Origin of the sequence: Streptomyces nodosus, from assembly GCF_008704995.1 — a bacterium.
GTDB lineage: Bacteria > Actinomycetota > Actinomycetes > Streptomycetales > Streptomycetaceae > Streptomyces > Streptomyces nodosus.
The window spans coordinates 4,801,999-4,816,373 of sequence record NZ_CP023747.1; the positions used below are offsets into that span (position 1 = coordinate 4,801,999).

12 protein-coding genes are annotated in these 14,375 nt (G+C 72.1%); 9 read left to right on the plus strand and 3 right to left on the minus strand.

What is annotated here, in order from left to right; translation table 11 throughout:
- Positions 1 to 21: 21 nt before the first annotated feature.
- The 3 genes from CP978_RS21775 to CP978_RS21785 form a co-directional block, all read right to left on the minus strand.
- Positions 22 to 2,136 carry a SpoIIE family protein phosphatase gene (locus CP978_RS21775; RefSeq protein WP_052454231.1) on the minus strand — a complete coding sequence of 705 codons (2,115 nt, stop codon included), beginning with the start codon at positions 2,134 to 2,136 and terminating at the stop codon, positions 22 to 24.
- Positions 2,137 to 2,662: 526 nt separating this feature from the next.
- A complete protein-coding gene (locus tag CP978_RS21780) occupies positions 2,663 to 3,733 on the minus strand; it encodes a PEP/pyruvate-binding domain-containing protein (protein WP_043443532.1) in 1,071 nt (356 codons plus the stop codon).
- Positions 3,730 to 5,487, minus strand: a complete 1,758-nt coding sequence (locus CP978_RS21785; RefSeq protein WP_043443534.1) for a PEP-utilizing enzyme — start codon at positions 5,485 to 5,487, stop codon at positions 3,730 to 3,732. Before CP978_RS21785 ends, CP978_RS21780 begins: the two co-directional genes overlap by 4 nt.
- Positions 5,488 to 6,017: 530 nt before the next feature.
- Between CP978_RS21785 and CP978_RS21790 the strand changes: the two genes are divergently transcribed.
- The 9 genes from CP978_RS21790 to CP978_RS21830 all read left to right on the plus strand — a co-directional run bounded on the left by CP978_RS21790 (position 6,018) and on the right by CP978_RS21830 (position 14,279).
- Complete coding sequence (locus CP978_RS21790; protein WP_043443536.1) at positions 6,018 to 7,016, plus strand: substrate-binding domain-containing protein; 999 nt, start codon at positions 6,018 to 6,020, stop codon at positions 7,014 to 7,016.
- A gap of 171 nt (positions 7,017 to 7,187) precedes the next feature.
- The gene (locus tag CP978_RS21795; RefSeq protein ID WP_107070427.1) at positions 7,188 to 9,614 is read left to right on the plus strand and encodes a sensor histidine kinase; all 2,427 of its coding nucleotides are present in this window, start codon (positions 7,188 to 7,190) and stop codon (positions 9,612 to 9,614) included.
- A gap of 11 nt (positions 9,615 to 9,625) precedes the next feature.
- Positions 9,626 to 10,054 carry a roadblock/LC7 domain-containing protein gene (locus CP978_RS21800; protein WP_043443538.1) on the plus strand — a complete coding sequence of 143 codons (429 nt, stop codon included), beginning with the start codon at positions 9,626 to 9,628 and terminating at the stop codon, positions 10,052 to 10,054.
- Between the two features lies 1 nt (position 10,055).
- Positions 10,056 to 10,412, plus strand: a complete 357-nt coding sequence (locus tag CP978_RS21805) for a DUF742 domain-containing protein (protein ID WP_043443541.1) — start codon at positions 10,056 to 10,058, stop codon at positions 10,410 to 10,412.
- Complete coding sequence (locus CP978_RS21810; protein ID WP_052454232.1) at positions 10,399 to 11,016, plus strand: GTP-binding protein; 618 nt, start codon at positions 10,399 to 10,401, stop codon at positions 11,014 to 11,016. The genes CP978_RS21805 and CP978_RS21810 overlap by 14 nt, the downstream gene beginning before the upstream one ends.
- A 387-nt stretch (positions 11,017 to 11,403) precedes the next feature.
- A complete protein-coding gene (locus CP978_RS21815) occupies positions 11,404 to 11,700 on the plus strand; it encodes a hypothetical protein (RefSeq protein ID WP_043449203.1) in 297 nt (98 codons plus the stop codon).
- Between the two features lie 5 nt (positions 11,701 to 11,705).
- Positions 11,706 to 12,209: an archease gene (locus CP978_RS21820; RefSeq protein WP_079162248.1), complete on the plus strand. Its 504-nt coding sequence runs from the start codon at positions 11,706 to 11,708 to the stop codon at positions 12,207 to 12,209.
- A gap of 197 nt (positions 12,210 to 12,406) precedes the next feature.
- Positions 12,407 to 12,835, plus strand: coding sequence for a DUF2267 domain-containing protein (locus CP978_RS21825; RefSeq protein ID WP_043443543.1), 429 nt, complete (start codon positions 12,407 to 12,409; stop codon positions 12,833 to 12,835).
- Positions 12,836 to 12,854: 19 nt separating this feature from the next.
- The gene (locus CP978_RS21830; RefSeq protein ID WP_043443545.1) at positions 12,855 to 14,279 is read left to right on the plus strand and encodes an RtcB family protein; all 1,425 of its coding nucleotides are present in this window, start codon (positions 12,855 to 12,857) and stop codon (positions 14,277 to 14,279) included.
- The last annotated feature ends 96 nt before the right edge of the window (positions 14,280 to 14,375 follow it).

Genomic DNA, 14,375 nt, shown 5'->3' on the forward strand with positions numbered 1-14,375 from the left:
TCAGGCTGAACGGGTCGGGCGTCAGGCCGGTCCAAGGGAGATGTCTGCCCAGATGGTCTTGCCCTGCGGGGTGTGGCGGGTGCCCCACTGCTGGGTGAGCTGGGCGACGAGCATCAGGCCGCGCCCGCCCTCGTCGTAGACCCGGGCGCGGCGCAGATGCGGGGAGGAGCTTCCGGCGTCGGAGACCTCGCAGATGAGGTCGCGGTCGTGGATGAGGCGTAGCTGCACGGGCGGTTGGCCGTAGCGGATGGCGTTGGTGACCAGTTCGCTGACCACCAGCTCGGAGGTGAAGACGGCCTGGTCCAGTCCCCAGGCCGCCAGTTGGTCGGTGGTGCGGGTGCGGGCCTGGGCGACGACCTCGGGGTCGGAGGGAAGGCTCCAGGTGACGACATCGGACGCACCGATGGCGCGGGTGCGGGCCACGAGCAGGGCGATGTCCGCGCCGGGTCGGTCGGAGCGGCCTCGGTCGGGACCGGTTGCCGTGAGCACGGCGTCGCAGACGGCGTCCAGGGACGGCGCGGGCCGGCCGAGTGCCTGGCGCAGCCTGGTGAGCCCTTCGTCGAGGTCGGGGTCGCGGGTTTCGATCAGGCCCTTGGTGTACAGGGCGAGAAGGCTGCCCTCGGGAAGGTCGATCTCGGTGGCCTCGAAGGGCAGGCCGCCCAGGCCCAGGGGAAGGCCGGCCGGGAGGTCGAGGAAGTCGGCGGTGCCGTCCGGCCCCACCCTGGCGGGCGGCGGGTGGCCGGCCCGGGCGAGGGAGCAGCGGAGAGAGACGGGGTCGTAGACCGCGTAGAGGCAGGTGGCGCCGAGTCCCCCGGCGGCCTCGGCGGCGGCGTCCGCGACGGCGTCGGTGCCCGCGGCGCCGTCGACTTCGGCGGAGGTGCGGATGACCAGGTCGTCGAGGTGGGTGAGCAGCTCGTCGGGCGGCAGGTCGATATCGGCCAGGGCGCGTATGGCCGTCCGCAGTCGGCCCATGGTCGCCGCGGCCTGCACGCCGTGCCCCACGACATCGCCGACGACCATGGCCACGCGCGCGCCGGAGAGCGGGATCACATCGAACCAGTCGCCGCCCACACCGACGCGGCCCGCGGCGGGCAGATACCGGGAGGCGACCTCGAGCGCGGTCTGGTCGGGCAGTCTCAGCGGCAGCAGGGTGCGTTGCAGGGTCTCCGCGGTGACCCGCTCGCGGGTGTAGCGGCGGGCGTTGTCGACGCAGACGGCTGCCCGGGAGGTGATCTCCTCGGCCAGCAGGACGTCATCCTGTTCGAACGGCTCCGGGCGGCCGCTGCGGGCGAACCGGACCACACCGAGAGTGACGCCCCGGGCGCGCAGCGGCACCATCAGCACCGAATGGGCTCCGGACAGGCGGATCCGGGCCGCCCGGGCGGGGTCGTGGACCGCCCATCCGTCGATGGCGGCGTCGGTCGTCTCGTACACCCCCGTCAGGCCGGTCGCCAGCGGCTGGGCCGCCGGTGAGGAGGCCGGATAGTCGGCCAGGTCACCCGGCTGGAGACTGCCCGCCCAGACCTCGCCGGCGGCATACCCCGCTGCCGCTCTCCGCATGGTGACCGAGCCGGTCAGCGGGCCGGGGGGCGGTTCGTCGCCGTGGTCGATGAAGGTGAGCAGATCGACGGCCGCGTAGTCGGCGAACCGGGGGACGGCCGTGTCGACCAGCTCCTGAGCAGTGCGTGTGATGTCCAGGGTGCTGCCGATGCGGCTTCCGGCCTCGTTGATCAGAAGGAGCCGTTCCCGGGCCCGGTCGTGCTCGGTGGTGTCGTGAGCGGTGAGGCAGACGCCGCACACCCGGCCGGTCCGGTCCCTCAGCGGGGCGAGGGTGACCGACCGGGCGGGTTCACCGGGCTCGCCCGGGAACCGCAGGCGGTTCTCCACCTGCCGCCGTTCACCGGTCTCCAGCACCTTGCGCATGGCCTGCTCGGTCTCCTCACCGGCGGCGTGCACCAGGATCTCGGTGAGCCGCAGTCCGCGCATCCGGTCCTCGGGGAGGGCGACCGCGCGCTGCATCTCGGCGTTGGCGCGTACCACCCGCAGATCGGTGTCGAAGAGCGCCACGGTGCAGGGAGACTGGGCGAACCCCAGTTCCGCCAGCTCGGTGTCCTCGTCGGAGCGGTGTCGCGTCATCTCGGCTCATCTCGTTCTCGAGAAGATCGTCCTCGCTCAGGGCGGGAGTACCACCGGGCGCATCCGGTCGGGGGAGGCCGTGGCGGGGGCCCGGCGCGGGCCGGCGATGCGGGCGGTCCGGTCGAAGCCGGGGACCGGATCCCGGACGCCCGAGGGGTGGATTCCCACTGCCCGGGCGCCGCAGACGTTGTGGGGCATGTCGTCGATGAACACGGCCCGCTCGGCGGGGGTGCCGACCGCGTCGAGGACGTCCTGGCAGGCGCACGGACGGGGCGTGCGGAGGCCTGTCGTCGCGGCGTCGACGGCACGCCTCGACCGAGGCGACGGACCCGATGGTCTCTCTCGATCCACCCGGCCGGGCGTCCCTGATCTCGACGAGGATCCGGTCCGCCGACGAGGATCCGGTCCGCCCGGGGGCGGACCGCCGTCCGCTCCGGCACGCCGTACGACGTGCTCATCAAGGCCAGGGTATCCGCCCGGCCGGTCCCCGGCGCGGCCTGCTCCGCGCGCAGGACGACCGCGGGAGTCATCGGCCGGCCCCTCCGCCGAAGGCGTACTTGGCCGCATAGGCGACCGGATCCCAGGCGGCGACGGCCCCGCCCCGCGGCTGGACGGTGATCGGCCGCGCCTGGACGACGGTGACCCGTCCGCCGGGCCCCCGATCCCTGTCGATCACCCATTCGACATCGACGGGGTGGCCGTAGTGCCGTTCGATCTGGAGTACGGCGTCCACGACGCACCCGATCTCCTCCCCGTCGAGCACGGCCCGATCCCGCAGCCGCTCGGGCATGGGCACCTCGACGACACGACCGGCGCGGCCGTCGTAGGCCGAGAGGAACTCCTTGGCCGCGACCTCGTGGCGCAGGACGCGGCGGTCGTCCTTGTCCACCTCGACGCAGTCGGGCGTCACCAGCCCCCGGACGACGGCTTCGCCCCACCCCCAGTTGGCTTCGATCACCATCCGGTCGCGCCTGCCGGTGACCGGGTGCACCGAGAAGGCGACTCCGGACGAGCGCGCGTTCACCAACTCGACGACGGCGACGCCCATCGGGGTCTCGCGATGGCTGAGGCCGCGCTCGAGCCGGTAGCGGATCGCCCGCCCGGTGAACAGGCTCGCCCAGCAGGAACGCACCGCCTCCACAACCCGTCCGGACCCCGACACCCCGAGGTAGGTGTCGAAGACGCCGGCGAAGCTCGTGCTGCCGGAGTCCTCACCCGCCGCCGACGAGCGGACCGCGACCGGCAGCCGCGGGTGCGAGGACCGCTCGCACAGTTCGGCGTAGCACTCGACGACCGCCGAGGCGACCGGCTCGACGACGTCGACCTCCTCGAAGGCCCCCCGGATCCGGGCCGAAGCGGCCTCCAACGCCTCCTGCCGACACGGATCACGGACGTCGGCCAGCACGCGGTCGGCCAGCGCGTCCAGGCCCGACGTACCGACATGCAACGCGTAGGCGGCGGTGGTGACGGCGAAGCCTCGCGGCACGCTGAACCCGGCGCGGCCGAGTTCGGCCAGACAGCCCGTCTTCGGCCCGGCGGCGGCCGTCACCGCGTCGGGCTCCGCCTTGTCCAGCCAGGTGACCAGGCCGCTCCTCAACTGCCGCTCCCACCTGCCGGCGCCCCCACCCGGACGACGGTGACGGTGCCCCGTCCACCGTCCACCTCGACCCGGTCGCCGTCCTCGACCAGCACGGTCGCCAGGCCGCAGGCGGTGACCGTCGGCACGCCGTACTCGCGGCCGACGATCGCGGCGTGCGACAGCATGCCCCCGCTGTCGCAGACGCAGGCCGCGATCGCGGCGAACGCCGGCGTCCAGTGGGGCGAGGTCGACTCGCACACCAGCACCTCACCCGGCCGCAGGCGATGCAGATCGCCGGCGTCGCTGAGCACGCGGGCGACGCCCGTCGCCCGCCCCTTCGCCGCGGGCACGCCGGTGAGCGTGGTCCCGTCCCCTGCCCGGGCGGTGGCCGTGACCACGCGCAGAAAGTGCTCGTCGAGGCCGAAGATCTCGGTCAGGATCGGGTCCTCGACGGCTTCGGGGACGGTGCCGAGCACCTTGGGCATGCTCGCGCGCCGTTCGTGCCAGTGGGCGAAGTACTGGCGGCGTACTTCGACGATCGAGCGGAACTCGCCGTACGCACGCTCACCCGAGGCCACGGCGTCGAGTTCCGGCCAGAACAGGAAGAGCGTGTCGTCGGGACGGTCGGCGCCGGCCTTCTCCGCGATGCCCAGGGCGGCCCGGCGCATCGGCAGCGATACCCGCAGGTCGATGTAGTGGCTGTGGTCGTCCTGCCACCGGAGGAAGTTCGCGGCCTGTACGGAGGCGAGGCCAGCGTCGAACGCCTCCTGTTCCCGCCTGGTCAGCCGTGAGCGTGCCGCGTCGATCGCGGTGTCACGTTCGATCTGCGCCTGGCGCAGCGCCGCCTCGAAATCGTGGTCGGTGTCCTTCAGCAGGAGGGTCCTGACCATCCCGAGCACGGGTGCGGGGTCCTCGATCCAGCTCGGCAGTGCGACATCGCAGACGCCCTCGATGCGGTGGCCGTACACATCGAGGAAGTCGCGGAGCCGGCTCGTCCAGGCCGTCGCCGCACCGCCCTCAGCGGCCAGCGTGCCCGCCAGCCGCTCCGGCTCGGTGGCGGCGAAGAGCGGCCCCAGCCCCGCGTCACGGGCCGCCGCGGCGAGCCTGCCGAGCTCGCGATCGGTCTCCATGATCTTGGTGTCGTGGCCCTGGAGGAACGTGCCGACCTCATGGGGGTCCAGCCCCAGCTCCGTGCACATCCCGGTGAAGCCGAGGTGGTTGGCCAGCAGCGGGTACATCATCTCGAAGTGGATCTCGAACGCCCGCTGGGCGTAGCGGCGTGCCTCGGCGAGCATGGCGCCCAGCTCGCTCAGCGAGGACCGCTCGACGTCGATGCCTTGGAAATACCGCCAGCCCGCGTCGATCTCGGCCACCCGCCGGTTCCACAGAGCCTGGAAGCCCTGGAGGAATCCCGGCAGGCGGCGCTCCATCCGTACGGACCGCGCCTCGATCTCGTACCGGCTCTCGACCGGAATCGCCGCGGCGTAGACATGGGTGCCGGCCATCCGCTGAGTGATGCCGCGGCTGTGCGGCAGCGGCATCTGCTCGGCGGTGAGTTGCGTGCCCCACGAGTAGCAGTCTTCCAGCCAGGTCGTGCCCAACGGGGTGAGCCCGCGCGGGCAGTGGAAGTCGAGGAACCAGAAGCGCTTCTCGTCCTGTTCGGAGAACGTCCGGAACGGCTCGACGACGAACGGCGCGTGCCCGAAGGCGGGTGTGAACCCCGGGTACCACTCGTCGGTGGCGTACTCGTCGACCGGAATGACCAGGCTCATCGGGACCTCCTCGGAAGACCCTCACGGTGTCCCCCCGCAGCCGCCCGTGCGCCCTCGCGCACCTCAAGCCTCCGCTGTGCGGCGGCTCGGCGCCAGTACCCGAGGACTTTCGCGTGTGATCGCTGCGTCACCGTGCGTCAAGGCGACTCGGGCGTGCCCGTGTGCGGGGGCCGCCCGGAGCTGCCGTCCTTCGCCCGTGCGCCCCGTGTCCGCGCCGGAGCGAGCGCCGATGCGTCAGGGGTGCGGAAAGGGGCGTCGGTGCGTTCGGCGCCGGGGTGCGGGGAGGGCGGCGGGGGTGTGGCGCACAGGACGTACCGGACCTCGGCCGTGATCCCGCCGTAAAGGCAGATGATCACAATGCGGCAGCAACAAGCCACCACAAGTCGCTGATCCCTTGACTACCGGACATCACACACGGTTGGCTCCGGCTCAACGAGAGCCACCCGACCCGTCGTACGTCCTCCGGCGTCCCTTCCCTTCCACCCCCCGCTTGCTACTTGCTCAGCTGCACAGTGAGGTGCCACACCCTCATGAAGACCCCCCGTTCGCCCAGACGCCGCAGATCCGCCCTCGGCACCGCGCTGACCGCCGCTGTCGCCGTCTGTCTGCTGGTGGCCGGCTGTTCCGGTTCCGACGGCTCGCAGTCCGAGTCCGGTGCGCGGAGGTCCGGGCTCAAGGTCGCCCTGGTCACCCATGGGGCCGAGGGGGACGAATTCTGGCAACGGGTCCGCAAGGGCGCCGAGGCGGCTGCCGCCAAGGACGGCATCGCGTTGACCTATGCGAGCGACCCCGATGGCACGGGGCAGGCGGAGCTGGTGCGGGACGCCATCCGGGAGGGTGTGGACGGCATCGCGCTGACGCTGGCCAAACCGGAGGCGATGAAGGGGCCGATCGCGGCCGCCAAGGCGGCGGGCATCCCCGTGGTCGGGCTCAACTCCGGTATCGACGCCTGGCGTTCCGAGGGCGTCCTGCAGTACTTCGGCCAGGACGAGAGCGTCGCGGGCCGGGCCGTCGGGGCCAAGCTGGACGAGCTGCGGGCCAAGCGCGCCCTGTGCGTCATCCATGAGCGGGGCAACATCGCGCTGGAGGCACGCTGCGCCGGTGTGAAGAAGGCCTTCGACGGCGAGACCGAGATATTTTACGGCGACGGTACCGACATGGACGCCCTGACCGAAGCGGTCGCGACCCGGCTGCGGCTGGACTCCGGCATCGACGAAGTGATCACCAATGGCGCGCAGTTCGCGCTGGCCGCGGTCACATCGGTGCGCCAGGCGGGCAGCAAGGCGCATGTCGCCACCTTCGACCTGAACAAGGACCTGGTCAAGGCGGTCCAGGACGGACATGTGCAGTTCGCCGTGGACCAACAGCCCTATCTGCAGGGCTATCTGGCCGTGGACGCGCTCTGGCTCTACAAGTCCAACGGCAATGTGAGTGGTGGCGGCGTCGCCCCGGTGCTCACCGGCCCCGCCTTCGTGACCAAGTCGAACGTCGCCACGGTGGCCAAGCTGGCCGCCGGCGGCACGCGCTGAACGGCGGGCGGGCAGGGGTGTCGGTGGCATGACCTTACGTAACTTCGCCGTCCGCCCGGTCGTGTGTGCGGACGGCATCTCCCGCGCCCTTCGGCCGCGTACCGGACGCGCCGTCACCCCCGCGCCCCTTCTCCCCGTCCCTGTCCGCCCGTAGATCGCTCTAGGACGATGATGTCTTCACGGACACCGGCAGGTCCCCGGCGCCGTCTCGGTTCCATACGGCTCTCGCTGATCCTTCTGGCCCTGGTCCCCAGCGTCACGCTCTCCGCCATGTGGGGTGTGACGACGACCCAGATGTTCTCCGAGGGGCTCCGGCTGCGCTCCCAGACCGGGCTCAGCCGGTCGACCGGCGCCATGGGCACCGACGCGGCGCTCGCCCTGCAACAGGAACGCGGGCTGTCGGCGGCATGGCTGGCCTCCCCGCACGGCTCCCGGGCCGCCCTGGAGGCACAGCGCAGGGCGACGGACAAGGCGGTGGCCGAGCTGGTCGGCCAGGCCGAGGCGATCAGGCAGGCGCCCGCCCGCATCAAGAACGGCATGTACTCGGTCGTCGCCTCGGTGGGCAGCCTGGAGTACTACCGGGGCCAGGTGGACAAGCCGACCGACATCACCGGTGAGCAGGCCCTGGACCAGTACACCGCGATCATCGACGACCAGATCCACGCCTATCAGGAGCTCTCGCAGGTCGACGACGGCGACCTCACCTCACGGGCCGGCCCGCTGGTGGCGCTGGAGCACGCCGCGGAGCTGGTCTCCCAGGAGGACACCCGGCTGACCCTGGCGTGGTCGTCCGGCACGATGGACCGGGAGGCGTGGAACCGGTTCGCCCAGCTCGTCCACACCCGGCGCTGGCTGGTCGAGGACCAGATCGTCCCCTCGCTGGAGGGCAGCACGAAGACCCGGGTCGAGCAGATCCTGCGGTCGGCGGAGTGGAGGACCCTGGAGACCGTCGAGGACCGGGTGCTCGCGGCCCGGGACAAGACCACCGGCGCACAGGAGATCACTCTGCCGGAGTCGCGCGAGCGGTGGGGCGCCGCGATCGACAAGCTGTCCGTCGAGTACTCGGCGCTGATCCAGCAGCAGACGGCCGAGCTGCTGGACCTCAGCGCCGATCGCGCGCACGGGCTGCTGCTCAAGGCCACCGTCCTGAGCGCCGCCGGCCTGGCCGCCCTGGTGCTGTGCGTCGGCATGTCCTTGCGGATCACCCGCTCCCTGTCCCTGCGGCTGCGGGGGCTGAGGATCGCCACCCTCTCCCTGGCCGAGGAACGGCTGCCCGATGTGGTGGCCCGGCTGGAGCGGGGCGAGACGGTGGACGTGGAGTCCGCGACACCGCCGCTGGACTACGGCACCGACGAACTCGGCCAGGTCGCCCAGGCGTTCAACACCGCACAGCGCACGGCCGTGCACACCGCGGTCGAACTCGCCGACACCCGGCGCGGTTTCCAGAAGGTGATCCTCGGCATCGCCCGGCAGAGCCAGAATCTGGTCAATCTTCAGCTCAGCAAGCTCGACGCGCTGGAACGACGCCACCAGGACCCGGAGGTCCTCCAGGGCCTGTACGAACTGGACTCCACGGCCAGCCAGTTGCGCCGCTACGAGGAGAACCTCGTCATCATCAGCGGCGGGCAGCCCCGGCGCAGCTGGACCGAGCCGGTCGCGCTGATCGACATCCTGCGCAGCGCCGTCGGTGAGGTCGCCGAGTACCAGCGGGTGGAGGTGCATACGGAGGAGGAGGTGCGCCTCGCCCCGCCCGCGGTGGCCGACGTGATCCATCTGCTGGCCGAGCTGATCGACAACGCGACCGCGTACTCCGCCGCCCCGAGCCCCGTCGGAGTGCGGGCGGCGATGGTGGCGAAGGGCCTCGTCATCGAGGTCGAGGACCGTGGCCTCGGTATGTCCGAGGAGGACTACTCCCAGCTCAACGCCCTGCTGGCGGTGGCACCGCAGTTCGATGTGGTGGCGCTCGGCGACGATCTGCGGCTCGGCATGTTCGTGATCGCCCGCCTCGCCACCCGCCATGGCATCACCGTGACGCTGCGCTCCTCTCCGTACGGTGGGACCGCCGCGATCGTGCTCGTTCCGCACGAGATCGTGGTGCCGGAGGCCGCCGACTCCCGGGGGGCCCGGCCGGCCGCGCCCGGGACGGACGGCCCCGAACGGAACGCGGAGACCCCCGCGCCTGCCGCCAAGCCCCGGCGCTGGAAGGCGCCCGCGGAGCAGAACGCCTCCCGCGCCGGCGACAGCGGACGCGGGGTGCCACGGACCCGTGAGCCGGGACTCGCCCCGCTGCCGCGCCGGGTGCCGCAGACCAGCCTGGCCGCCGAACTACGAGGAGACGTCGTGCCCGTCGTCGAGGACGACCACCTGGACGACTTCACCGCCGAACAAGCCGCCTCCTCCCTCGCCGGTTTCCAGCGCGGCACCAGCCGGGCACGGCACGATGAGACCCGGGAACAGGACGACGGCCCGGAGGAGGCCACCGCACCGGACGGCCCGGATGTTCGCGTTCCCGCCGCCGGATCCGCCACTTCCAGGGACTCGACCGCGTTCGAGCAGGGGGGACATTCCCCCTCGACCTCGCCCGCCGACCGCACATGAAGGACACCCCTATGACACGCCCCACCCCCGCCACCCACACCCGGCTCGATCAGCTGCTGACCGGCCTCGTGGAACGGGTCGCCGAGGTCAACCAGGCCGTGGTGCTCTCCGAGGACGGACTGGTCGTCAGCAAGTCCGTCGGATTCCCGCGCGACGACGCCGAACGGCTGGCCGCGACCGCGTCCGGCCTGATGAGCCTCAGCAAGGGCGTCAGCATGGACTTCGGCGGCGGCCCGGTGCGGCAGGCGCTCATCGAGCTGACCCACACCTATCTGATCCTCACCTCCGCCGGACCCGGTGCCCATCTTGTGGTCCTCACCGGCCCGGGCGCCGACGTCGGCGTGGTGGCGTACCAGATGAACATGCTGGTGAAGAAGATCGGCGAACACCTGAGCGCCCCACCGCGTGCGGGTGCCGACACCTCCGGCGACGGCGAGTGAGGTGAACGGAGGCGACGCGGCGGGCCGGCTCGTCCGGCCGTTCGCGCTGACCGGTGGACGGACCCGGCCCAGCCGCGCCGACTTCACCCTCATCACGATGGTGACGGCGGTCGACCCGCCTCCCGAGCGGGCTGCCCGGCCGCAGCCCGAGCACCTCCGGATCCTCAGGTGGTGCGCGGAACCGACCTCCGTGGCCGAGCTCGCCGCCCATCTCGATCTCTCGGTGAGCGTGGTCGTGATCATGCTCTGCGATCTGCTGGAGGCCGGACGGATCAGCGTCCACCGGCCGGCCCCCGTCTCCCGCACCGCGGACCTGGCCCTTCTGCAGAAAGTGAGGGACGGCCTTGGCCGGCTCTGACATCACCGACCGGTCGCCGTCGGCCCCCGACACGGCGAAGATCCTGATCGCCGGGGGCTTCGGCGTCGGCAAGACCACCATGGTCGGGTCGGTCAGCGAGATCGCCCCGCTGCGCACCGAGGAACCGCTGACCGCGGCGGGCCTGGACATCGACGACCTCGACGGCATCGAGGACAAGCAGGCCACCACCGTGGCCCTGGACTTCGGCCGGATCACGGTCAGCCGGGACCTGGTGCTGTATCTCTTCGGCACCCCCGGTCAGCAGCGGTTCTGGTTCATGTGGAACGACCTGGCCATCGGCGCGCTCGGTGCCGTGGTCCTGATCGACGTCCGCCGGCCGGAGACCAGCTTCGCCGCCATCGACTTCTTCGAGAGCCGGGGCATTCCCTTCGTGGTCGGTGTCAACGGTTTCCATGGACGGCACCCCTATCCCCCGGATGAGATCCGGGACTCCCTGGCGCTGCCCGACCACATCCAGGTGCTGCTGTGCGACGCGCGGGACCGGGCGTCCTGCCGGGACGTACTGATCGCCCTGGTCGACCAGTTGATCGCCTCGGCGGCCCGGGAGGAGACAGCCGGGCCCCGCCCCCTCCCGGGACGATGAGGGCGGACGCGGGGGAGCGGCGCGCCGGGTGAGGTGAACGGCCGCGCGGTGACGCGGGGTGGGGCGAGATCGGGCGCGGCGAGCGGGCGGCGGTCGCAGGAGGAACACGGCTCCGCCCCGATGCCGGCTCGATCGGCCACGGTGTCCCGGCGGGACCCGGCATGACGAGCAGGCGGTACGGCCGTCCGTCCACCCTGCCTCCGGTGCGCGGAATGTACAACCGGAGCGTCCCCTGCTGTCCTGGTCGGCCGGTCGGGGGCACTTCGGGGGCGGGCCCGTCGGCCTTCCGCGTTGTTGTCCCGCTCCGGCAGGCGGACGATACGCAGTAGCAGGCATCGCGGCGTGGTCGGGCGAGGCGCCCGAGTTCATGAGGAAAGGCTGATGGTCATGCTCTGGGCATCATGGACGACGACGGGGGTGTTCGCCGGGCGTGGGGGCGCCCGTACCACGGAGGCCGGGGTCATGACCGGCGACTTGACCGTGCACACCACCTGGGACGGCGACCAGGCCGATGTGGCGATCCAGTACAGCGGCGGTTCCCAGTGGTTCACCCTCGCCGGAAGCCCGGTGCCCTGCCCTTCCGAGGAGGACAGCCGGCATCTGCACCAGGAGGTCGTGGAGGCCGTGCGGTCCGGCGGGGGCGCCACCGTCCCGCACCACCACACGGAAGGCGAACGTTTCTGATCCCCATGGATCACCACGGCGATCACCACGGCGGTGACCACGGCGGTGACCGTGGCGGTGACCGTGGCGATCACCACGGCGGCGGCCACGGCGGTCGCCGCGGTGGGCACCGCAGTGTTCCGCACACCGCCGACCTGAGGATCGAGGCCTGGGGCGCCACCCGCGAGGAGTGCCTGGCCCAGGCCGTCCGGGGGGTCTGCGCGTCGTTCCTGGACCTGGGGGAAACGGCCCGCGTCCGGGTGCGGGAGGTGCTGGTACCGGGCGACAGCGACGAGGATCTGCTGGTGGGCCTGCTGGAGGAGGTCGTGTACCGGCTGGACACCGAGGGCGAGGTTCCGGTCACGGCGGACCTGGCCCCGGCCGAGGGCGGGCTGCGCGTCCGGCTGCACATGGCCGACGCCGGCGCGTTTCCGCTGACGGGCGCGGTGCCGAAGGCGGTCACCCTGCACGAGCTGGACATCACCGGCGGGGCCCGGGGCTGGACCTGTTCGGTGACGCTCGACGTCTGAGACCGCTCGACGGCCGGGGCACCCGGGCGCCGATGTGCCCGGGGCGACGGACGTGCCCGAGGTCCGGCTGCCGGGAGCGGGTCCCCGCAATACCATGGAGTTCCCTGGTCGTTCGCGGTGCCGGACTTCGCCCGCGCCGAGGCACCGCGTTCCATGAGGCGCGGGGACGCCCGTCGGCAGACCGGAAGGGAAGACCCATGTCCACCCACCCGCCCGACTTCGACCGCATGATCCAGACGACGAACATCTGGCTGAAATCCGTGTGCGAGGCTCTGAAGATCGACGACCGCCATCTCGCCCACCGGGTGCTGAGGACCTGGCTGCACACGTTCCGGGACCGGCTCACGATCGAGGTGGCCGCCCACTTCGCCGCCCAGCTCCCCGAGTTGATGCGGGGCGCCTACTACGACGGCTGGAACCCCAGCGCCGTGCCGATCAAGTACAACCGCGAGGGCTATGTGAGCCGCTTCGCGCACGAGGCCAGGGTGCCCGCCGAGGACGTCCCCCGGATCACCGCCGCGGTCACCGCCGCCGTGCATCAGCATGTCTCGCCCGGAACGCTGGAGTCGGCCCTGGAACAGCTCCCGCACGACATCAGGGACCTCCTCCTCCAGCCGGTCCCCTGACCGATCCCCTGAGAGTCGTATGGACATCACACCGGTGCCGGAAGGCCCGTTCCGGTTCCGCCTGGAGCGGTGTGACCCGATGCGGGTGCCCGGAGTGGTCTTCGCGAGCCCGGACCTGCTGCCCGGGACCGTCGGCGACAAGGCGCTGGAGCAGGTGGTGAACGTGGCCACGCTGCCCGGCATCGTGCGCGCCTCCTATGCGATGCCCGATGTGCACTGGGGGTACGGCTTCCCGATCGGCGGGGTCGCCGCCACGGATGTCGACGCGGCCGGCGTCGTCTCGCCGGGCGGCGTGGGCTTCGACATCTCCTGCGGTGTCCGCCTGCTCGCCGCCGACATCGACCGCGTGCCCCTGGCCTCCCGGCTGCCCGGGCTGATGGACATGCTCGGTGACATCGTTCCGCGCGGCATGGGCGGGGGCGGGCTGTGGACGCTGTCGGGGCGGGCCCAGATGGAGAAGCTCCTGGTCGGCGGTGCCGGGTACGCGGTGGAGCACGGCCATGGCGTACCCCGCGACCTGGAACGCTGCGAGGACCGCGGGGCGCTGGCCGGTGCCGACCCCTCACTGGTCGGGCAGCGGGCCGTGGAACGGGGGCTGCGGCAGGTGGGCAGCCTGGGGTCCGGCAACCACTTCCTGGAGGTACAGGCCGTCGACCAGGTGTACGACGCCGAGACCGCGGCCGCCTTCGGCCTGCACCCCGGTCAGGTGTGCGTCATGATTCACTGCGGCTCGCGCGGCCTGGGCCACCAGGTGTGCAGCGATCACGTCCGCATCATGGACCAGTCCCTGCGCGCCTTCGGCATCACCGTCCCGGACCGCCAGTTGGCCTGTGCGCCCGTCGTCTCCGTACCCGGCCGCGCCTATCTCGCGGCGATGGCGGCCGCGGCCAACTACGGGCGCGCCAACCGGCAGCTGCTCACCGAGGCCGCACGCCGCGCCTTCGCCGTCGCCGCGGGGGCGGGGCTCGACCTGGTCTACGACGTCTCGCACAACATGGCCAAGATCGAGACCCATGAGGTGGACGGCGTCCCGCGCCGGCTGTGCGTCCACCGCAAGGGTGCCACGCTGGCCCTTCCGCCCGGCCATCCGGACCTGCCGGGGGAGCTGGCCCGCTTCGGGCACCCCGTGCTGGTCCCCGGCACGATGGGGACGGCCTCGTATGTGATGGTCGGCGCCTCGGGCAATGACGCGTTCGCCTCCTCCGCCCATGGCGCGGGACGGGTGTGGAGCAGGCACCAGGCGCTGCGCCGGGTCCGCGGCGAGCAGCTGCGCGACGACCTGGAGTCCCGGGGCGTCCTGGTCCGCCCGTCCTCGTGGCGCGGACTCGCCGAAGAGGCCCCCGGCGCCTACAAGGACGTCGACGCGGTGGTCCGCGCCACCGAGGGCGCGGGGCTCGCCCGGCCGGTCGCCCGCCTGGTGCCGCTCGGCGTCGTCAAGGGATAGCCCCCGGCCCCGCGACGCCGGGATCCCGCCGGGTGCCGACGAGCCGATCCCCCGGCACGGTCCGAGTGACGGTCGACGGTCCGGCAAAAGTGTCAT

Bases quoted from the DNA above. Each gene is read 5' to 3' on its own strand.
- CP978_RS21815 (WP_043449203.1), top strand. From the start codon at position 11,404: ATGCTCTGGGCATCATGGACGACGACGGGGGTGTTCGCCGGGCGTGGG.
- CP978_RS21790 (WP_043443536.1), top strand. From the start codon at position 6,018: ATGAAGACCCCCCGTTCGCCCAGACGCCGCAGATCCGCCCTCGGCACC.
- CP978_RS21820 (WP_079162248.1), top strand. From the start codon at position 11,706: ATGGATCACCACGGCGATCACCACGGCGGTGACCACGGCGGTGACCGT.
- CP978_RS21830 (WP_043443545.1), top strand. From the start codon at position 12,855: ATGGACATCACACCGGTGCCGGAAGGCCCGTTCCGGTTCCGCCTGGAG.
- CP978_RS21800 (WP_043443538.1), top strand. From the start codon at position 9,626: ATGACACGCCCCACCCCCGCCACCCACACCCGGCTCGATCAGCTGCTG.
- CP978_RS21775 (WP_052454231.1), bottom strand. From the start codon at position 2,136: ATGACGCGACACCGCTCCGACGAGGACACCGAGCTGGCGGAACTGGGG.
- CP978_RS21825 (WP_043443543.1), top strand. From the start codon at position 12,407: ATGTCCACCCACCCGCCCGACTTCGACCGCATGATCCAGACGACGAAC.
- CP978_RS21795 (WP_107070427.1), top strand. From the start codon at position 7,188: ATGTCTTCACGGACACCGGCAGGTCCCCGGCGCCGTCTCGGTTCCATA.
- CP978_RS21785 (WP_043443534.1), bottom strand. From the start codon at position 5,487: ATGAGCCTGGTCATTCCGGTCGACGAGTACGCCACCGACGAGTGGTAC.